The sequence below is a fragment of the Streptomyces sp. NBC_01497 genome, assembly GCF_036250695.1.
GTDB lineage: Bacteria > Actinomycetota > Actinomycetes > Streptomycetales > Streptomycetaceae > Streptomyces.
Window position 1 is genome coordinate 6,243,482 of the sequence record NZ_CP109427.1, and the last position, 19,365, is coordinate 6,262,846.

Consider the following 19,365-nt stretch of genomic DNA (forward strand, 5'->3'; position numbering starts at 1 on the left):
GCCTCCAACGGCTAGCATCGAAGATGGCTGGACCTGAACGTATGAACCACCACTTTCCGGAAAGGGGGCCGCTCGCGTGAGTGTGCTCGACGAGATCATCGAGGGCGTACGCGCCGACCTCGCGGAACGCCAGGCGCGCGTCAGCCTCGACGAGCTCAAGGAGCGCGCGGCGCGCGCCCCCGAGGCCAAGGACGGCGGCGCCGCGCTGAGCGGCGAAGGGGTGAAGGTCATCTGCGAGGTGAAGCGCTCCAGCCCCTCCAAGGGCGCGCTCGCCGCCATCGCGGACCCCGCGGGCCTCGCCGCCGAGTACGAGGAGGGCGGCGCCGCCGTCATCTCCGTACTGACCGAGCAGCGCCGGTTCGGCGGGTCGCTCGCCGACCTCGAAGCGGTCCGGGCCAAGGTCGACATCCCCGTCCTGCGCAAGGACTTCGTGGTGACGTCGTACCAGCTGTGGGAGGCCCGCGCGTACGGCGCCGACCTCGTCCTGCTGATCGTCGCGGCGCTGGAGCAGCCCGCCCTGGTGTCGTTGATCGAACGCGCCGAGTCCATCGGGCTCACTCCGCTCGTCGAGGTGCACGACGAGGACGAGGCGGAACGCGCCGTCGACGCGGGCGCCCGCGTCATCGGCGTCAACGCGCGCAACCTGAAGACCCTCAAGGTGGACCGCTCCACCTTCGAACGGGTCGCCCCCGAGATCCCCTCCGGCATCGTCAAGATCGCCGAGTCGGGTGTGCGGGGGCCGCACGACCTGATCGCGTACGCCAACGCCGGCGCGGACGCCGTCCTCGTCGGCGAGTCCCTCGTCACCGGGCGTGACCCGAAGGCGGCCGTCGCCGACCTCGTCGCGGCGGGCGCCCACCCGGCGCTCCGGCACGGCAGGGACTGACCCGCGGACATGCCCGTCACCCCGAGCCGCCCGGCGCACCTGGCCGCCGGCACCCCGCCCGCGCGGCACGCGCCCCTGGCGCGCGGCTGCCGGCCGCGGGGCTGTCGCGCGCCCGCGCGCCGGGTGCACGGGCGGCGGGTGCGGTACGTCATCGGTGACGAGCCTGGGCAGGTCAACGGAATGCGATGGCGGACGCGCCCGCGCGTGCGGCACGAGTGTGCCGTGCGCGCATACGGTGCTGTCCGTCCGTAGCTTGACGAGGAGTTGCTCCGTTGTCCACGAAGCCTTCCGCAGAGTCCTCTGCGTTCTTCATCCCTGATCCCGGGGGCCAGATCCCCACCGCCGAAGGGTACTTCGGCGCTTACGGCGGCAAGTTCATCCCCGAGGCGCTCGTCGCCGCGGTGGACGAGGTCGCCGTCGAGTACGACAAGGCCAAGTCCGACCCGGCCTTCGCCGCCGAACTCGACCAGTTGATGGTCGAGTACACCGGCCGTCCGAGCCCGCTGACCGAGGTGCCGCGCTTCGCCGCCCACGCGGGTGGCGCGCGGGTCTTCCTCAAGCGGGAGGACCTCAACCACACCGGCTCCCACAAGATCAACAACGTGCTGGGCCAGGCGCTGCTGACCAAGCGCATGGGCAAGACCCGGATCGTCGCCGAGACCGGCGCGGGACAGCACGGCGTGGCCACCGCCACCGCCTGCGCCCTGTTCGGCCTCGAATGCGTCATCTACATGGGCGAGATCGACACCGAGCGCCAGGCGCTCAACGTCGCCCGCATGCGGATTCTCGGCGCCGAGGTCGTCGCCGTGAAGTCCGGCAGCCGCACCCTCAAGGACGCCATCAACGAGGCGTTCCGCGACTGGGTCGCCAGCGTCGACACCACGCACTACCTGTTCGGCACCGTCGCTGGACCGCACCCGTTCCCGGCGATGGTCCGCGACTTCCACCGCGTCATCGGCGTCGAGGCCCGCCGGCAGATCCTTGAGCGCGCGGGCCGGCTGCCCGACGCCGCGGTCGCCTGCGTCGGCGGCGGCTCCAACGCCATCGGCCTGTTCCACCCGTTCATCCCGGACGCAGGGGTCCGCCTGATCGGCTGCGAGGCCGCCGGGCACGGCGTGCCCAGCGGGGAGCACGCGGCCACCCTGACCGTCGGCGAGCCGGGCATCCTGCACGGCTCCCGCAGTTACGTCCTCCAGGACGACGAGGGCCAGATCACCGAGCCGTACTCCATCTCGGCGGGGCTCGACTACCCCGGTATCGGCCCCGAGCACGCCTACCTCAAGGACAGCGGACGCGGCGAGTACCTCGCCATCACCGACGACGAGGCCATGCAGGCCCTGCGGCTGCTGTCCCGCACCGAGGGCATCATCCCGGCCATCGAGAGCGCCCACGCGCTCGCCGGGGCCCTGACCGTCGGCCGCGAGCTCGGCGAGGACGGACTGCTCGTCGTCAACCTCTCCGGCCGCGGCGACAAGGACATGGACACGGCGGCCCGCTACTTCGGGCTGTACGAGGCGGACACGGCCGTCGAGGCCGACGCCGCGTCCCCGGCACTGATCGAGGACGACCGCAACGGCACCGGCGGGGCGCCGGACAAGGGGGCCGCGAAGTGAGCGGGAACATCCAGCTGCTGACCGACACCCTCGCCGCGGCACGGGCCGAGGACCGGGCCGCCCTGATCGCGTACTACCCGGCCGGGTTCCCCACCGTGGACGGCGGCATCGACGCCATCAAGGCGGCCTTCGACGGCGGCGCCGACATCGTGGAGGTCGGCCTTCCCTACAGCGACCCCGTGCTCGACGGTCCGGTCATCCAGACCGCCGACGACATCGCGCTGCGCGGCGGCGTGCGCGTCGCCGACGTGCTGCGCACGGTGCGCGAGGCCCACGAGGCCAGCGGGAAGCCCGTACTCGTCATGACGTACTGGAACCCCGTCGACCGCTACGGCGTCGAGCGTTTCACCGCCGAACTCGCCGACGCGGGCGGCGCCGGGTGCATCCTGCCCGACCTGCCCGTCCAGGAGTCGGGGCTGTGGAGGCAGCACGCGGCGAAGCACGACCTCGCCACGGTCTTCGTCGTCGCCCCGAGCAGCAAGGACGCCCGCCTCGCCGAGATCACCGCGGCCGGCAGCGGCTTCGTGTACGCGGCGTCGCTGATGGGCGTCACCGGCACCCGCGAGTCGGTCGGCGCGCAGGCGCAGGACCTCGTCAGCAGGACCAGGGCGGCCGGTGACCTGCCGGTGTGCGTGGGTCTCGGCGTCTCCAACGCGGCGCAGGCCGCGGAGGTCGCGGCGTTCGCGGACGGGGTGATCGTCGGCAGCGCGTTCGTCAAGCGGGTCCTCGACGCGCCGGACGCGGCGGCGGGGCTCGCGGGCGTACGGGAGCTGGCGGGCGATCTCGCGCGGGGCGTACGGTCCGCCGCCTCCTGACGCTCCGGCGTACCGCCCCGCTCGCGCGGCGGCGCGTTCGAACGTGAGCGGCGGGTGACCTCATCCTTACGGGTGTACCTGGGGCCGGGGAGGTGCGCAGGCGCCTCCCCGGTTCGTTGCTGACGTGTGAGTCAGAAGACACGTGTGGCAAGCAGCAGCGCCCGAGAGCGCATCCAGCAGGAACGCGCGGCGGAGAAGGCCCGCGAGAAGCGCAGGCGCGGATTCGTCGTGGGCGGCACCGCGCTCGCGGTGCTCGCCCTCGCAGCGGGCATCGGCGTGCTCGCGGCCAACGCGGGCAAGGACAAGCCCGCCGACGGGGCGGCCGGCCCGGTCAGCACGCCCACCGGGGCGAGCGGCAAGGACAACCTCGCGATCCGGGTGGGCGCGGCGGACGCCCCCTCCACCCTCACGGTGTGGGAGGACTTCCGCTGCCCGATCTGCGGCCAGTTCGAGAACGTCTTCCGCGACACGTTCCACCAGCTGGAGAACAGCGGCCAGTTGAAGATCGAGTACCACCTGGCGACGATCATCGACGGCAACATGGGCGGCACCGGCTCCGTCCGGGCCGCCAACGCCGCGGCGTGCGCGCAGGACGCGGGCAAGTTCGCCCAGTACCACGACGTGCTGTACACGAACCAGCCGGAGGAGACCTCGGACGCCTTCGGCAAGAACAGCAGGCTGATCGAGCTCGCGGCCAAGGTCCCGGGCCTGTCGACGCCCCGGTTCAAGAGCTGCGTCGAGAGCGGTGCCCACGACGCGTGGGTGAACAAGTCGGCCGCCGCCTTCCGTACGGGTGGCTTCGCCGGTACGCCCACGGTGCTGCTCAACGGCAAGCCCGTCTTTCCCAAGAAGGGCAACGAGAACATCAGCCCGGCGAACCTGAAGAAGTGGGTGGCCGAGGCGAACAAGGGCAAGCAGCCGGGGAAGGCCACGGCGCCGGGATCCTGAGCCGCCGCGTCCGGGACCGCGTCCGCGTCCGGGACCGCCTCCGGGACCGAACCCACGTGCCGGATCGCGTCCGGGGCCGGTGGGCACGGCTCCCCGCGCACCCGAGCCCGCCGGACGCGGATACCGGGGGCCGGGCGCCGGGGGGCTGGGCACCCGGTCCGGAAGGGGCCGGCGCGATCTTCGCGGACCCGTCCTCATGCCCAGAAAATGGCGGCTCGTTACCCAGACGTTGCCGGGTGACCAGCCGTCCACCTGGCCCGGCAAGGTAGCGTCGGTCCTGCCATGGAAATTGCCTTTATTCCCAGTCCGTCGGTCGGAGTGGTCCATCTCGGCCCCATTCCGCTGCGCGGCTACGCCCTCTGCATCATCATCGGTGTCTTCGTAGCCGTCTGGTACGGCAACAAGCGCTGGGTCGCCCGTGGCGGCAGGTCCGGGACGGTCGCGGACATCGCGGTGTGGGCGGTGCCGTTCGGCCTGGTCGGCGGTCGCCTCTACCACGTGGTGACCGACCCCGAGCTCTACTTCGAAAAGGGCGAGGACTGGGTCAACGCCTTCAAGGTCTGGGAGGGCGGGCTCGGCATCTGGGGGGCCGTGGCGCTCGGCGCGGTCGGCGCGTGGATCGGCTGCCGTCGCCGGGGCATCCCACTGACGGCCTGGGCCGACGCACTGGCCCCCGCCGTCGCGATCGCGCAGGCGATCGGACGCTGGGGCAACTGGTTCAACCAGGAGCTGTACGGCAAGCCGACGCACCTCCCGTGGGCGCTGCACATCACGAACCCCTCGGGCGACGGCACACCGGGCTACTACCACCCGACGTTCCTCTACGAGTCGATCTGGTGCCTGATCGTCGCCGCGCTGGTGGTCTGGGCGGACCGCCGCTGGAAGCTGGGCCACGGCCGCGTGTTCGCGCTGTACGTGGCGCTGTACTGCGTGGGACGCGGCGGTACGGAGTACCTCCGGGTCGACGACGCGAACCACATCCTGGGCCTGCGGCTCAACCTGTGGACCGTCATGATCATGTTCGTCCTCGCGGTCGTGTACTTCGTCCTCTCGGCGCGGCTGCGTCCCGGCCGCGAGACCGTGGTCGAGCCCGGCGCGGACCAGGACGAGGCAGTGGAGAAGGCCGGCGCGGACGGTACGGACGGCACCTCCGGCACGGGGGAGCACGCCGGGTCCGACCCCGGCGGCCCGGGCAAGCCGCACCAGCAGGACAAGGCCGAGGTGTCCGCGGAGCCGGCGACCGCGAAGGCCGCGACGAGCGCCGACAGCGCGCCCGCGAAGACCGGGGCCGCGAAGACCGGGGCCGCGAAGACCGATGAGGCCGCGAAGCCCGCCGGTGCGAAGGCGGAGACGGCCGAGAAGGGCTGACCCGCCGCGCGGCGCACCACCGCACCGCGAACAAGGACTCCCGGGACCGTCGGTCCCGGGAGTCCCGCGTCTCCGGCGCTCCCCGCGCTCCCGGCGCTCCCGGCGCTCCCCGCGCTCCCCGCATCGTCGGCGCGGCCGGTGCTCCCGCGCGGCCCGCATCGCCGGTGATCCCCGGCGGTCCAGCGACGCGCTCCCGGCGATCAGGGCCGCCCTCCCGGGGCCCGGCTGCTACCTCCGCTCCGTGGACACCACCCGGAACGCGTGCTCATGGGCGCGCCGCCGGCTGACGTCCTTCGCGAAGACCTCCTCCGCCACGCGGGTCAGGCCGGGCGCCGCCGTGCCCAGGTCGACACCCGCCGCCTCCGCCGCCTGTTTCGCCCCGTCCCCGGGGACCGCGCGCCCGCCCGCGAGGGCGCCCGCCAGAGCCCCCGCGAGCAGGGCCACGGTGTCGGCGCCGCGCCCGTACGTCCGGGCACCGAGGACCGTGCGCCGGTAGTCCGCCCCGCCGATGAGCAGCATCCCCAGCGCCACCGGCAGCTCCTCCACCGCGTGCCGCCGCGAGGGACGTCCAGCGCCAAGGTCGGGGGCGTGGTGCGCGGGACCGACCAGGTCGTAGGGGGCGAGCGCCGCGCGCAAGCCGCGTACCGCGGACTCGGCGTCGCGGTGCCGGGACGCCACATCGGCTGCCGCCTCGATCGCCGCCCGGGTGCCGTCCTTCGCCAGCGGCAGGCACGCACTGACCACCGACACGGGGGTCGCGCCGTCGGCGCACGCCGCCGCCACCGCCGCCGCGAACACACCGGCGGCCTCGCGCCCGTACGACGCCTGGTGCGGCGCCGCGACCTCCAGCGCCTCCGCGTACGCGCGGGCCGGGTTCGCCGCGTTCACCAGACCCACCGGGGCCATGTACACCGCGGCCGAGGCGTCGACGCAGTTCCCGACGCCGGCCTCGCGGGGATCGGCGTGCGCCCGGTGCAGGCGCGTCAGCAGCCAGCTGTCCGCCGTCGCCAGCCGCCGCGCGACCGCGTGGGCGTCGAGGTGGTCCCGGGCCTCCTCGTACGCCTCCACCAGCGCGTGGGTCAGCCGGATCGCGGCCGCGGCGCCGGGCCCGCCGCCCGCCGCCGCGCCGGTCAGCGTGCCCGCGACGCGCTCACCGAGCGGCAGTGCGCAGGGCGTCGCCGGAGGAGCGTTATGTGCCATATATGACGTCATGTATTGGATTGTTCACCCTCGGGTGACGGCCGGTACGGCGGCGGGCCCACCACCGGGCCGTCGAGCGGCGCCTCCCGCGCCGCCGGTTCCTCCGCGCGGGTCGCGCCAGGACGGGATCCGCGCACCCCTGGCCGGTCCCCGACTGCGGGTGCCTGGTGTGCGGCCCGCGTGACGCGCCTCACCGTGCGGCGCGAGTCGTCCGGTCCGTACCCCTTTGACCTGCGGTAAGTACGGCCTTCCTTGCTGGCGGCGAGTGATTTCCCTGCGTAGTTTCAGACCTGGGGGGCCGTCGGCTCCGATACGGAACCGGGCCGCCCGCCCATGGGAAGGGGAATGACACCATGGCCGTCTTCGAGGCGAACGCGACACTGCACGAGGCACACCGCGACAACCACACCCACCGCGATGTGACGGGCGGCTGGCTGCGCCCCGCCGTGTTCGGGGCGATGGACGGCCTGGTCTCGAACCTCGCGCTGATGACCGGCGTGGCGGGCGGCGACGTCTCGACCCACGCCGTGGTGATCACGGGCCTCGCCGGGCTCGCGGCCGGAGCGTTCTCCATGGCGGCGGGTGAGTACACGTCCGTGGCCTCCCAGCGGGAGCTCGTCGAGGCCGAGCTCGCGGTGGAACGCGCCGAACTGCGCAGGAACCCCGCCGACGAACTCGACGAGCTGGCCGCCCTGTACGTCTCGCGCGGTGTGCAGAGCGACCTGGCCCGGCAGGTGGCCGAGCAGCTGTCCGCCGATCCCGAGCGGGCCCTGGAGATACACGCACGCGAGGAACTCGGCATCGACCCGGACGACCTGCCGTCGCCCACCGTCGCCGCGGTCTCGTCCTTCGGCTCCTTCGCCCTGGGCGCACTGCTGCCCGTGCTGCCGTTCCTGCTGGGTGCGACCGGCCTGTGGCCCTCGGTGCTGCTCGCACTCGTGGGCCTGTTCGCCTGTGGCGCGCTGGTGGCCCGCGTGACGGCCCGCAGCTGGTGGTTCAGCGGCCTCCGCCAGCTCGCCCTCGGCGGGGCCGCCGCAGCCCTGACCTACGCCCTCGGGACGGTCCTGGGGGCCTCCCTCTAGCCATACTCGGGGGCCGCCCCGGGCTCCGGACGCCCGGAGCCGGCGGCCCGGCGGCCCGAGCCGCTGGTCCGGCGGCCCGGGGCCTTCCAGGCCTGCACGGCCCGAGGGGGCGAAGGCGCCCGGGCCTCAGGCGGCGAAGGCCCCGCCCGGCGGCACCCGCGGGGAGCACGGGGTCCGCCGGGCTCCGGACGCCCGGAGCCGGCGGCCCGGCGGCCCCGGGCCTTCCAGGCCTGCACGGCCCGAGGGGGCGAAGGCGCCCGGGCCTCAGGCGGCGAAGGCCCCGCCCGGCGGCACCCGCGGGGAGCACGGGGTCCCGGCCCGGGCGTCGGCACCTGCCGCGACCGCCGGGTGTGACCCACGTCCCTGTGCGCGCCGGCCGCGGGGGTGCGACACTGACCGGACGCGTCGTACGTACCTGTTACACGGCGGTTTCGACCGCGCGATACCGGGGCATCACCCGTTAGCGCCGCGGGCAATGAGGCCCGCGCCCCCGGACAGCCGCCGTACTGCCCGGCACACCGTGTGTCCGTCGCTGGGAATCCGTCACTCGGCACCCCGCACGGACGCCCCGAGGTGTCCGCATGTTGGATAGAAGCTTCCGCTTTCTGAGAAGAACCCCATCATGTAACCTGCACGAAATTTTTTTGGAGGGCCAACGTCGTCCCTCGGTACCTGCATATGCCACGACGACGACGGGAGAGCCGATGCGTTCCCACGCCTGGTCGCCCATGGACGGTCACCCTGCCCCGCAGGGGATGTACGACCCCCGCAACGAACACGACGCGTGCGGCGTCGGTTTCGTCGCCACCCTCACCGGCGATGCCAGCCACGAGCTGGTCGAGCAGGCGCTGACCGTCCTGCGCAACCTTGAGCACCGGGGCGCCACTGGCTCCGAGCCCGACTCCGGCGACGGCGCCGGAATACTGCTGCAGGTCCCGGACGTGTTCTTCCGCGAGGTCGCCGGCTTCCCGCTGCCCGACGCCGGCGCGTACGCCGTCGGCACCGCCTTCCTGCCGGCCGAGGAGGCCGACGAGGGCGTCGCCGCCATCGAGGCACTCGCAGCCGAGGAGGGCCTGACGGTCCTCGGCTGGCGCGAGGTGCCCGTGGCGCCGCAGATGCTCGGCCTGATCGCGCGCGCCACCATGCCGATCTTCCGGCAGCTGTTCGTCACCGACCACGCGAGCACCGGCATCGCGCTGGACCGCAAGGCGTTCGTGCTGCGCAAGCGCGCCGAACGCGAGGCAGGGGTGTACTTCCCCTCGCTGTCCGCGCGCACCGTCGTCTACAAGGGCATGCTCACCACCGGGCAGCTTGAGCCGTTCTTCACGGACCTCTCGGACCGCCGGTTCGCCACCGCGATCGCCCTCGTGCACTCGCGGTTCTCGACGAACACCTTCCCGAGCTGGCCGCTCGCGCACCCTTACCGGTTCGTCGCGCACAACGGCGAGATCAACACCGTCCAGGGCAACCGCAACTGGATGCGGGCCCGCGAGTCGCAGCTCGCCTCCGGCCTGTTCGGCGACGGTGCCCTCGACCGGATCTTCCCGATCAACACGCCCGGCGCCTCCGACTCCGCGACCTTCGACGAGGTGCTGGAGCTGCTGCACCTCGGCGGCCGTTCGCTGCCCCACTCGGTGCTCATGATGGTGCCCGAGGCGTGGGAGAACAACGACGCCATGGACGCGTCCCGCCGGGCCTTCTACCAGTACCACGCCACGATGATGGAGCCCTGGGACGGGCCCGCCGTCGTGTCCTTCACCGACGGCACCCAGGTCGGCGCGGTCCTCGACCGCAACGGCCTGCGCCCTGGCCGCTACTGGGTCACCGACGAGGGCCTCGTCGTCCTCGCCTCCGAGGTCGGCGTCCTCGACATCGACCCCGCCAGGGTCGTGCGCAAGGGCCGCCTCATGCCCGGCCGGATGTTCCTCGTGGACACCGCCGAGCACCGCATCATCGAGGACGACGAGATCAAGGCGACCCTCGCCGCCGAGCACCCCTACCCGGAGTGGCTTGAGGCCGGCGAGATCGAGCTGTCGGACCTGCCGGAGCGCGAGCACATCGTGCACACCCACGCCTCCGTCACCCGCCGCCAGCAGACCTTCGGCTACACCGAGGAGGAACTGCGCGTCCTCCTCGCGCCGATGGCCCGCGCCGCCGCCGAGCCGATCGGCTCCATGGGGACCGACTCGCCCATCGCGGCGCTCTCCGCCCGCCCGCGGCTGCTGTTCGACTACTTCACCCAGCTGTTCGCGCAGGTCACGAACCCGCCGCTGGACGCGATCCGCGAGGAACTCGTCACCTCGCTGCTCTCCTCGCTCGGCCCCCAGGGCAACCTGCTGGAGCCGACCGCCGCGTCCTGTCGCAGTGTGACCCTGCCCTTCCCCGTCATCGACAACGACGAGCTCGCCAAGCTCGTCCACATCAACGCCGACGGCGACATGCCCGGCCTGACGGCCGCGACGCTCTCCGGCCTGTACCGGGTCGCGGGCGGCGGCGAGGCGCTGGCCGCCCGCATCCAGGAGATCTGCGCCGAAGCGGACGCCGCGATAGAGGGCGGGGCGCGCATCATCGTCCTGTCCGACCGGCACTCCGACGCAGAGCAGGCGCCGATCCCGTCGCTGCTGCTCACCGCGGCCGTGCACCACCACCTCATCGGCACCAAGCAGCGCACCCAGGTGGGGCTGCTCGTCGAGGCCGGCGACGTCCGCGAGGTCCATCACGTCGCGCTCCTGATCGGTTACGGCGCCGCCGCGGTCAACCCGTACCTCGCGATGGAGTCGGTCGAGGACCTGGTCCGCGCCGGGACCTTCATCGAGGGCCTGGAGCCCGAGCAGGCCATCCGCAACCTGATCTACGCGCTCGGCAAGGGCGTCCTCAAGGTCATGTCCAAGATGGGCATCTCCACCGTCGCCTCCTATCGGGGCGCGCAGGTCTTCGAGGCCGTCGGCCTGGACCAGAGCTTCGTCGACACGTACTTCAACGGCACCGCCACCAAGATCGGCGGCGCCGGTCTCGACATCGTGGCGCAGGAGGTCGCGGCGCGGCACGCCAAGGGCTACCCCGCCTCCGGTATCTCCGCGAGCCACCGCAAGCTGGAGATCGGCGGCGAGTACCAGTGGCGCCGCGAGGGGGAGCCGCACCTGTTCGACCCGGAGACCGTCTTCCGCCTCCAGCACGCCACACGCTCCGGCCGCTACGACATCTTCAAGAAGTACACGGACCGCGTCAACGAGCAGTCCGAGCGGCTGATGACGCTCCGCGGCCTGTTCAACGTCACCTCCGGCCGCGAGCCCATCCCGCTCGACGAGGTCGAGCCGGCCTCCGAGATCGTCAAGCGCTTCTCCACCGGCGCCATGTCGTACGGGTCGATCTCGCGCGAGGCGCACGAGACGCTCGCCATCGCCATGAACCAGATCGGCGGCAAGTCCAACACCGGTGAGGGCGGCGAGGACACCGACCGCCTGCACGACCCGGCGCGGCGCTCCGCGATCAAGCAGGTCGCCTCGGGCCGGTTCGGCGTCACCAGCGAGTACCTCGTCAACGCCGACGACATCCAGATCAAGATGGCCCAGGGCGCCAAACCCGGCGAGGGCGGGCAGCTGCCCGGCCACAAGGTCTACCCGTGGGTCGCCACCACCCGGCACTCCACACCCGGCGTCGGCCTCATCTCGCCGCCGCCGCACCACGACATCTACTCCATCGAGGACCTCGCCCAGCTCATCCACGACCTGAAGAACGCCAACCCGCGGGCCCGCATCCACGTGAAGCTGGTCTCCGAGGTCGGCGTCGGCACGGTCGCGGCCGGTGTGTCCAAGGCGCACGCCGACGTCGTGCTGATCTCCGGCCACGACGGCGGCACCGGTGCCTCCCCGCTCACCTCCCTCAAGCACGCGGGCGGCCCCTGGGAGCTCGGCCTCGCCGAGACCCAGCAGACCCTGCTGCTCAACGGGCTGCGGGACCGGATCGTCGTACAGACCGACGGCCAGCTCAAGACGGGCCGCGACGTCGTCATCGCCGCGCTGCTGGGCGCCGAGGAGTTCGGCTTCGCCACGGCGCCGCTCGTGGTGTCCGGCTGCGTGATGATGCGCGTCTGCCACCTCGACACCTGCCCGGTCGGCATCGCGACGCAGAACCCCGTGCTGCGCGAGCGCTTCTCCGGCAAGGCCGAGTACGTCGTGAAGTTCTTCGAGTTCATCGCGCAGGAAGTCCGCGAGCTGCTCGCCGAACTCGGCTTCCGCACGCTGGAGGAGGCCGTCGGCCGCGCCGAACTCCTCGACACCGAGCGGGCCGTGGACCACTGGAAGGCCCAGGGCCTGGACCTGGCACCGCTGTTCCACGTGCCGGTCCTCGGCCGGGGCGCCGTACGCCACCGCACCGTCGAGCAGGACCACGGCCTCGGCAAGGCACTCGACAACGAGCTGATCCGCCTCGCCGCGGACGCGCTCGGCGCCGAGAGCGCCGAGGACGCCCAGCCGGTGCGCGCGCAGATCGGCATCCGCAACATCAACCGCACCGTCGGCACGATGCTCGGCCACGAGGTGACCAAGCGGTTCGGCGGCGCGGGCCTGCCCGACGACACCATCGACGTGACGTTCACCGGCTCCGCGGGCCAGTCGTTCGGCGCGTTCCTGCCCTGCGGTGTCACCCTGCGGCTCGAAGGCGACGCCAACGACTACGTCGGCAAGGGCCTTTCGGGCGGCCGGATCGTCGTACGGCCGGACCGAGGCGCCGACCACCTCGCCGAGTACTCCACCATCGCGGGCAACACCATCGCGTACGGTGCGACCGCCGGCGAGCTGTTCCTGCGGGGCCGCAGCGGCGAACGCACCTGCGTGCGCAACTCCGGCGCCACCGTCGTCACCGAGGGCGTCGGCGACCACGGCTGCGAGTACATGACCGGTGGCCGGGCCGTCATCCTCGGCCCCACCGGCCGCAACTTCGCGGCCGGCATGTCCGGCGGCATCGCGTACGTCATCGACCTCGACACCGACAACGTCAACGCGGGCAACCTGTCCGCCGTCGGGCCCCTCGACGACACCGACCGGCAGTGGCTGCACGACGTCGTGCGCCGCCACCAGGAGGAGACCGGCTCGACCGTCGCCGCCAAGCTGCTGGACGGATGGGACGCCGCGGTCGAGAGGTTCACCAAGATCATCCCCGCTACGTACAAGGCAGTGCTCGCCGCCAAGGACGCCGCCGAGCTGGCCGGACTCTCCGAGACCGAGACCACCGAGAAGATGATGGAGGCGGCGACCCATGGCTGACCCGAAGGGCTTTCTCACCACCGGGCGCGAGGTCGCCGAGCCCCGCCCCGTCGCCGAACGCGTCAAGGACTGGAACGAGGTCTACGTCCCCGGCTCGCTGCTGCCGATCGTCAGCAAGCAGGCCGGCCGGTGCATGGACTGCGGCATCCCGTTCTGTCACCAGGGCTGTCCGCTCGGGAACCTCATCCCCGAGTGGAACGACTACGCCTACCGGGAGGACTGGAACGCCGCCATAGAGCGGCTCCACGCCACCAACAACTTCCCGGAGTTCACCGGCCGGCTGTGCCCCGCGCCCTGCGAGTCCGCGTGCGTGCTCGGCATCAACCAGCCCCCGGTGACCATCAAGAACGTCGAGGTCTCCATCATCGACAAGGCGTGGGAATCCGGTGACGTCACACCGCAGCCGCCCGAGCGGCTGTCCGGCAAGACCGTCGCCGTGATCGGCTCGGGCCCCTCCGGACTCGCCGCCGCCCAGCAGCTCACCCGGGCCGGCCACACCGTGGTCGTCTACGAGCGCGCCGACCGCATCGGCGGCCTGCTGCGCTACGGCATCCCCGAGTTCAAGATGGAGAAGTCCCACATCAACCGCCGCGTCGAGCAGATGCGCGCGGAAGGCACCAAGTTCCGTACGGGTGTCGAGGTCGGCCAGGACATAGACGCCGGGAAACTGCGCCGCCGCTACGACGCGGTCGTCGTCGCCGCCGGGGCCACCGTCTCCCGCGACCTGCCCGTGCCGGGCCGCGAGCTGAACGGCATCCACTTCGCGATGGAGTACCTGCCGCTGTCCAACAAGGTGCAGGAGGGCGACCTCACGGTCTCCCCGATCAGCGCCGAGGGCAAGCACGTCGTGGTCATCGGCGGCGGCGACACCGGCGCCGACTGCGTCGGCACCGCCCACCGGCAGGGCGCCCTGTCCGTCACGCAGCTGGAGATCATGCCGCGGCCGGGCGAGGAGCGCGCCGAGAACCAGCCGTGGCCGACCTTCCCGATGCTTTACAAGGTCACCTCCGCGCACGAGGAGGGCGGCGAGCGGCTGTACTCGGTCTCCACCACCCACTTCGAGGGCGACGAGGACGGCAACGTCCAGGAACTGCACCTCATCGAGGTGGAGTTCAAGGACGGCAAACTCGCCTCCCTGGAGGGCACCGAGCGGGTCGTCCCGGCCCAGCTCGTCACGCTCGCGATGGGCTTCACCGGCACCGACCAGGCCAACGGCCTCGTCGAGCAGTTCGGTGTGGAGCTCGACGCGCGCGGCAACATCGCTCGCGACGCGGACTACGCGACCAACGTCCCCGGTGTGTATGTCGCCGGTGACGCGGGCCGTGGCCAGTCGCTGATCGTGTGGGCCATCGCCGAGGGCCGCTCGGCCGCCCGCGGTGTCGACAGCTACCTCACCGGCGCGAGCGACCTGCACGCGCCGATCCGCCCCACGGACCGGTCCATGATGGTCTGAGGGCCCGGCGGTCCACCGGGTGAAGCAGCCTGACGGACCGTCATGTCCCGGCCGGGCCCGAACCTGTCCGGCCGCACGCACCGTGGGCCGGCCCTCACCGGGCCGGCCCGGCAGACGTCCCGTACAACGGCGTACGGGCGGTCGGGCCGGGGGAGCGACTTCCCCGGCCCTCCGCACGGCACGGCGCCCGCCCCCCATGTCCCCGACCGGACAGGGCGGGTGCCGTGGCATGTGCTCCCCGGGATCCGGGTCCGGGATCCGTTCCTGGCGCCCGGCGTTCCGCGACGGCTGATCGATGGCCCTGATCGACTGCCGGTGCCCCGCGCCGGGCGATCGATGCCCGGTCGTCCCGCGCCCGCTGACCGGCGGCGCGCCAGTCGTGCCCGGCGCGGTGTCCCGGACGGCCGCGCGATCAGGCGGCCGGCTCGCCACTCGGGGTCTTCGCGGACAAGTGCAATTGCGGTGCGGTCTATCTGAGGGGCCGTCGGGCAGGGGTTCTTTCGGGTTCGGCACCCCCGTGCGCGGACGGTCCGACGTCCGTCCGCACCGGCGGACAGGGTGCGCGCCCCCCTGAGGGCCGGCCGCCGCGCTCGGCCCGTCCGGGCACGGATCCTGATGAACTTCCCGCGAACGCGGTGACGTTGGGATTGACGTGACCACGTCTACGCGCGTCATCATGGAGCCATGCGCATACCCCCACGTATAGCCACCCTCGGTGGCGTCGCAGCCCTGGCGTCCTCCCTCCTGCTCGGTGGCGCCTCGGCGTCCGCCGCGGCGACGCCGCAGGCACCCGTCACGTACGCCTTTGTCGCCTCCGTCGGCAGTGTCTGCTACGCGAACCTGCCGGCCCAGGCCCACGACACCCAGGGCCTGATCGACCGGGGCGGCCCCTTCCCCTACAAGCAGGACGGTGAAGTGTTCCGCAACGACGAGCAACTGCTGCCCAGTCAGTCGCAGGGCTATTACCACGAGTACACCGTCATCACTCCGGGATCCGCCGACCGCGGGGCGCGCCGCATCATCGCCGGGCGCACCGACGAGGAGTACTACACCTCTGACCACTACGCGTCGTTCAACAAGATCAACTTCTCCTGCTGACCGGCGGCCCGCCGTGAAAGGTAGCCTCCGCCCCATGACAGTCACCTACGTGATCGACGGGGCGGAGGTCACCGGCCTCGACGCCTTCTGGCGGGTGCTCGGCGCGGCGGTCAACGGCCCCGGCGGGTACTTCGGCACGAACCTCGACGCGTTCGCGGACTGCCTGCGCGGCGGCTACGGCACCCCTGACGACGGGGACTTCGCCTTCCTGTGGCGTGACCACCGGCGCTCCCGCGAGGCACTCGGTCATGCCGCGACCGTACACACCCTCGAACGCCGGCTGGCCCGCGCGCACCCCACCAACCGGGCGGCCCTTCAGGCCCGGCTCGCCGATGCGCGGGCCGGACGCGGCCCCACCGACTTCGACGACCTCGTCGCCGTCTTCGAACGAGAGGCGCCGGGCGCACTCGCGCTGGCATGACCCGGAGGGGAGGTGTCCGGGCAGCCTGCCCGGGACGGTGGCCCGGGGCCTCGTCACGCCGGCGGCGCGACCGGCACGAAGGAGGCCGTCCTCACAGGGGCTTGAGCCGGGTGTGCAGGAGGCAGAACTCGTTGCCCTCCGGGTCGGCCAGGACGTGCCAGCTCTCGGTGCCGGTCTGGCCGATGTCGACGGGCCGTGCCCCGAGAGCGAGCAGCCGCTCCAACTCGGCGTCCTGGTCGCGGTCGGTGGCGTTGACATCGATGTGCAGGCGGAGCTTTCCCGTCCGCGGCTCGCTGCTCGGGCTGAAGACGAGGGTGGGCCGGGGGCCGCCGAAACCGGCGTCGGCCGGGCCGATCTCGATGCTCCCGTCGGGCTCCCGGTCGAGCTCGACGTAACCGAGGACCTCGTTCCAGAACGCGGCCAGCCGGTCGGGGTCCGCGGCGTCGATCACGAGTTCGCTGATGCGGGATGCCATGGCCGTCACTGTAGGGCTGAACCGCGGGAGAGGACACGACGGATCGCGCCGGTTCGGTGCGCCCTGGCCGGCGCGCAGGACGGACGAAGCCCGCCCGGGTGCCGCCGGATCCGGGGCCGTGGGGCCGGCGAACGCCGGGCGCTGTCGAACGCCGGGCCGTGGACCGTACGCCCCAGGGTGTTCCGTGATCTTCTGGCGGCGGATGCCCTTGCCGTGTACGGCTGGGCGACGTGACATGACAGTGGGCGGGAGCGCGGATCCAGGATGACCGGGGAGCAGGCCACATGGCGCATCATGCGGGGGGACACGCTGGTCGGCACGATCGCCGTGCAGGAGGGCGACTTCCCCTGGCTGCGCGGCCGGTTCACCGCAGGACCGGCCTTCGCGCCGTTCGAGCCCTGGTTCGGGGAGTCGCTGGCCGCGCTGGAGGCCGAGGACTTCGAGCGGTTCAACGACGTCTGCGACCGGATCGCCCGGACGCTGACGCTGGTGGCGCCTTCGGGTCCGGTCGCCGATTTCCTCCTGCACATCGACGGCGAGGCGGCGTGGTTCCGGTGGAGCGATGAACCGGTCGTCGACTGACGGGAGTGAGCGGTCTCCCGCGCTGCCGGCCCGGCGTCGGGGGGTGCTTCCGCTGCGCCGTCGGTTGCTGACCCCCGGCGATGACGCAGGGCGTCGCGTGAGGTGCGGTCCGCCCTGTCGGGCACCGGTCCGGCTTCCTGAGCGGGTCCGGGCCGTGCCGGTCGGGCCGTGCCGGTCGGGCCGTGCGGGACCGCGTGGCGGAGCCACCTCGGCGCCGGGGGGCGAGGGAGTGTCGGATAGGCACTGACAGATATTGAAATCTGTCAGATGGCCTGCCATGCTGATCTGACGCACACCCCCTCACCCCTCTCAAGGAGAGCTCTGTGCAGACCCGCACGCTCGGCACCACCGGCCCCCAGGTCTCCGCTCTCGGCCTCGGCTGCATGGGCATGTCGGCCGCCTACGGCGCGACCGACCGCACCGAGTCCATCGCCACCCTGCACGCCGCGCTCGACGCCGGGATCACCCTTCTCGACACCGGCGACTTCTACGGCATGGGCCACAACGAACTGCTCATCAACGAAGCACTGCGCACCGCCCCCCGGGCCCTGCGCGAACAGGCCCTGACCAGCGTGAAGTTCGGCGCCCTGCGCGACCGCGAGGGCCGCTGGGGCGGAGTCGACGGCCGTCCCGCGGCCGTCCGGAACTTCCTCGCCTACTCGCTGCAGCGCCTGGGCACCGACCACATCGACATCTACCGCATCGCCCGCGTCGACCCCGCCGTGCCCATCGAGGAGACGGTCGGAACCATCGCGGAGGCCGTCCAGGCCGGACTCGTCCGGCACATCGGCCTGTCGGAAGCCGGCCCCGACACCATCCGCCGTGCCGCCGCGACGGCCCCGATCGCCGACCTCCAGATCGAGTACTCCCTGCTCGACCGGGGTATCGAGGACGAGATCCTGCCGCTCTGCCGGGAGGCGGGCATCGGCATCACCGCGTACGGGGTGCTCTCGCGCGGCCTGATCAGCGGGCACTGGAGCCGCGACCGCGTGATGGCGGCCGACGACTTCCGCTCCCACAGCCCGCGCTTTCGCCAGGAGAACATCGACAGCAACCTCGACCTCGTGGAGGCGCTCCGCTCCGTCGCCGACGGCAAGGGCATCAGCGTGGCGCAGACGGCCATCGCCTGGGTGCTGGCCCAGAACACCCCGGACTCCGCCGGCATCGTCCCGCTCGTGGGAGCCCGCCGCCGCGACCGCCTGGCGGAGGCGCTCGGCGCCCTGGACGTTAGGCTCGACGCCGACGACCTGGCCGCCGTCGAGAAGGCCGTTCCGGCGGGTGCCGCAGCAGGCGCGCGCTACCCGGAGGAGCAGATGGCCCACCTCGACAGCGAGAAGAAGCAGATGAAGTAAGGGACCCCATGGCGCCGCCCGAGACCCCCCTGACCCCCGAGCGCATCCTCGCGGCCACCGAGGACGTGCTGCGCCGCTACGGTCCGGCCAAGGCCACGGTCGTGGACGTCGCCCGCGCGCTGGGGGTCAGCCACGGCAGTGTCTACCGCCACTTCCGTACGAAGGCGGCGCTGCGCGAGGCGGTCACGAGACGCTGGCTCGACCCCGAGGACGGCGAACTGTCACGGATCGCCGCCGGCGAGGGCCCCGCGGAGGACCGGCTGCGGCGCTGGCTGACAGGCCTGTTCACGGCGAAGCGGAGCTGGGCGTGCGACGACCCGGAGATCTTCGCCACGTTCCTGGAGCTGGCACGGGAGGACAGCGCCACGGTCGCCCGGCACGTCGCGAGCCTCGTGGAGCAACTGGAGACGATCGTGACGAGCGGGGTCGCCGCCGGTGAGTTCGCCGTGCGCGACCCGGCGGCGGCGGCGCGGGCCCTGTGGGACGCGACGGAGCGCTTCCACAACCCGGTCCACGCCTCGGAGTGGGCGAAGCCGGAGATCGACCGGGACTTCCAAGCGGTGTGCGAGCTGCTGCTGCGAGGGCTGCGCGCCTAGGCTCTTCCGGTCTCCCTCTTCCGGTCTCCTGGTCTTCCGGTCTCCCGCCGGCAGTGGCGTGCGGGCGGCACCGGGCGGACGAGCGGACGACGCCGGTGCCGGTTCGGTGCCGGTGCCGGCGCCCCCGTGTTTGGGTGCGGGCGTGGGCCTGCCTGCGTGCTGGTCCCGGCGCGGGAGGCGGTGGCGCATCGCGCGGGGCCGCCACCGCATGT

The 19,365-nt window shown here is 72.5% G+C and carries 16 protein-coding genes; 14 read left to right on the forward strand and 2 right to left on the reverse strand.

The genetic code is table 11. The annotated features are described in order from the left end of the window. The first annotated feature begins 76 nt into the window (after window positions 1-76). The 6 genes from trpC to lgt all read left to right on the forward strand — a co-directional run bounded on the left by trpC (window position 77) and on the right by lgt (window position 5,630). The gene (trpC, locus tag OG310_RS26365; RefSeq protein ID WP_329458343.1) at window positions 77-886 is read left to right on the forward strand and encodes an indole-3-glycerol phosphate synthase TrpC; all 810 of its coding nucleotides are present in this window, start codon (window positions 77-79) and stop codon (window positions 884-886) included. Between the two features lie 9 nt (window positions 887-895). Continuing rightward, window positions 896-1,138 (forward strand): tryptophan biosynthesis modulator TrpM, encoded by a 243-nt coding sequence (gene trpM / locus OG310_RS26370; RefSeq protein ID WP_329458344.1) that lies wholly within the window; start codon window positions 896-898, stop codon window positions 1,136-1,138. 20 nt (window positions 1,139-1,158) lie between these two features. Further along, window positions 1,159-2,499, forward strand: a complete 1,341-nt coding sequence (gene trpB, locus OG310_RS26375) for a tryptophan synthase subunit beta (RefSeq protein ID WP_329458345.1) — start codon at window positions 1,159-1,161, stop codon at window positions 2,497-2,499. Further along, a complete protein-coding gene (gene trpA, locus OG310_RS26380; protein WP_329458347.1) occupies window positions 2,496-3,314 on the forward strand; it encodes a tryptophan synthase subunit alpha in 819 nt (272 codons plus the stop codon). The genes trpB and trpA overlap by 4 nt, the downstream gene beginning before the upstream one ends. Window positions 3,315-3,440: 126 nt before the next feature. Next, the gene (locus OG310_RS26385) at window positions 3,441-4,262 is read left to right on the forward strand and encodes a DsbA family protein (RefSeq protein ID WP_329458348.1); all 822 of its coding nucleotides are present in this window, start codon (window positions 3,441-3,443) and stop codon (window positions 4,260-4,262) included. A gap of 282 nt (window positions 4,263-4,544) precedes the next feature. After that, complete coding sequence (gene lgt, locus OG310_RS26390; protein WP_329458349.1) at window positions 4,545-5,630, forward strand: prolipoprotein diacylglyceryl transferase; 1,086 nt, start codon at window positions 4,545-4,547, stop codon at window positions 5,628-5,630. Window positions 5,631-5,858: 228 nt separating this feature from the next. Here the strand turns inward: lgt and OG310_RS26395 are convergent, their stop codons facing one another. Further along, window positions 5,859-6,842 carry an ADP-ribosylglycohydrolase family protein gene (locus OG310_RS26395; RefSeq protein ID WP_329458350.1) on the reverse strand — a complete coding sequence of 328 codons (984 nt, stop codon included), beginning with the start codon at window positions 6,840-6,842 and terminating at the stop codon, window positions 5,859-5,861. A gap of 341 nt (window positions 6,843-7,183) precedes the next feature. Here OG310_RS26395 and OG310_RS26400 point away from each other — a divergent pair, with 341 nt between their 5' ends. The 5 genes from OG310_RS26400 (at window position 7,184) to OG310_RS26420 (ending at window position 16,148) form a co-directional block, all read left to right on the forward strand. Further along, window positions 7,184-7,912: a VIT1/CCC1 transporter family protein gene (locus tag OG310_RS26400; protein ID WP_329458351.1), complete on the forward strand. Its 729-nt coding sequence runs from the start codon at window positions 7,184-7,186 to the stop codon at window positions 7,910-7,912. Window positions 7,913-8,616: 704 nt separating this feature from the next. After that, on the forward strand, window positions 8,617-13,176 hold the full coding sequence (gene gltB, locus OG310_RS26405) for a glutamate synthase large subunit (protein ID WP_329458352.1): 4,560 nt from the start codon (window positions 8,617-8,619) through the stop codon (window positions 13,174-13,176). Continuing rightward, entirely contained in the window at window positions 13,169-14,629 is a 1,461-nt protein-coding gene (locus tag OG310_RS26410) for a glutamate synthase subunit beta (RefSeq protein ID WP_329458353.1), read from the forward strand. The genes gltB and OG310_RS26410 overlap by 8 nt, the downstream gene beginning before the upstream one ends. Before the next feature lie 684 nt (window positions 14,630-15,313). Further along, window positions 15,314-15,727 (forward strand): ribonuclease domain-containing protein, encoded by a 414-nt coding sequence (locus OG310_RS26415; protein ID WP_329458354.1) that lies wholly within the window; start codon window positions 15,314-15,316, stop codon window positions 15,725-15,727. 34 nt (window positions 15,728-15,761) lie between these two features. Next, complete coding sequence (locus OG310_RS26420) at window positions 15,762-16,148, forward strand: barstar family protein (protein WP_329458355.1); 387 nt, start codon at window positions 15,762-15,764, stop codon at window positions 16,146-16,148. Between the two features lie 91 nt (window positions 16,149-16,239). Here the strand turns inward: OG310_RS26420 and OG310_RS26425 are convergent, their stop codons facing one another. Continuing rightward, window positions 16,240-16,623: a VOC family protein gene (locus OG310_RS26425; RefSeq protein WP_329458356.1), complete on the reverse strand. Its 384-nt coding sequence runs from the start codon at window positions 16,621-16,623 to the stop codon at window positions 16,240-16,242. A 264-nt stretch (window positions 16,624-16,887) separates the two neighbouring features. Between OG310_RS26425 and OG310_RS26430 the strand changes: the two genes are divergently transcribed. From OG310_RS26430 to OG310_RS26440, 3 genes are all read left to right on the forward strand, one after another. Beyond that, on the forward strand, window positions 16,888-17,205 hold the full coding sequence (locus OG310_RS26430) for a hypothetical protein (RefSeq protein WP_329458357.1): 318 nt from the start codon (window positions 16,888-16,890) through the stop codon (window positions 17,203-17,205). A 323-nt stretch (window positions 17,206-17,528) separates the two neighbouring features. Beyond that, window positions 17,529-18,557, forward strand: a complete 1,029-nt coding sequence (locus OG310_RS26435; protein ID WP_329458358.1) for an aldo/keto reductase — start codon at window positions 17,529-17,531, stop codon at window positions 18,555-18,557. Window positions 18,558-18,565: 8 nt separating this feature from the next. Continuing rightward, complete coding sequence (locus OG310_RS26440; RefSeq protein ID WP_329458359.1) at window positions 18,566-19,153, forward strand: TetR family transcriptional regulator; 588 nt, start codon at window positions 18,566-18,568, stop codon at window positions 19,151-19,153. Window positions 19,154-19,365 lie beyond the last annotated feature (212 nt).

Bases quoted from the DNA above. Each gene is read 5' to 3' on its own strand.
- trpM (WP_329458344.1), top strand. From the start codon at position 896: ATGCCCGTCACCCCGAGCCGCCCGGCGCACCTGGCCGCCGGCACCCCG.
- lgt (WP_329458349.1), top strand. From the start codon at position 4,545: ATGGAAATTGCCTTTATTCCCAGTCCGTCGGTCGGAGTGGTCCATCTC.
- OG310_RS26395 (WP_329458350.1), bottom strand. From the start codon at position 6,842: ATGACGTCATATATGGCACATAACGCTCCTCCGGCGACGCCCTGCGCA.
- OG310_RS26400 (WP_329458351.1), top strand. From the start codon at position 7,184: ATGGCCGTCTTCGAGGCGAACGCGACACTGCACGAGGCACACCGCGAC.
- gltB (WP_329458352.1), top strand. From the start codon at position 8,617: ATGCGTTCCCACGCCTGGTCGCCCATGGACGGTCACCCTGCCCCGCAG.
- OG310_RS26410 (WP_329458353.1), top strand. From the start codon at position 13,169: ATGGCTGACCCGAAGGGCTTTCTCACCACCGGGCGCGAGGTCGCCGAG.
- OG310_RS26415 (WP_329458354.1), top strand. From the start codon at position 15,314: ATGCGCATACCCCCACGTATAGCCACCCTCGGTGGCGTCGCAGCCCTG.
- OG310_RS26420 (WP_329458355.1), top strand. From the start codon at position 15,762: ATGACAGTCACCTACGTGATCGACGGGGCGGAGGTCACCGGCCTCGAC.
- OG310_RS26425 (WP_329458356.1), bottom strand. From the start codon at position 16,623: ATGGCATCCCGCATCAGCGAACTCGTGATCGACGCCGCGGACCCCGAC.
- OG310_RS26430 (WP_329458357.1), top strand. From the start codon at position 16,888: ATGACCGGGGAGCAGGCCACATGGCGCATCATGCGGGGGGACACGCTG.
- OG310_RS26440 (WP_329458359.1), top strand. From the start codon at position 18,566: ATGGCGCCGCCCGAGACCCCCCTGACCCCCGAGCGCATCCTCGCGGCC.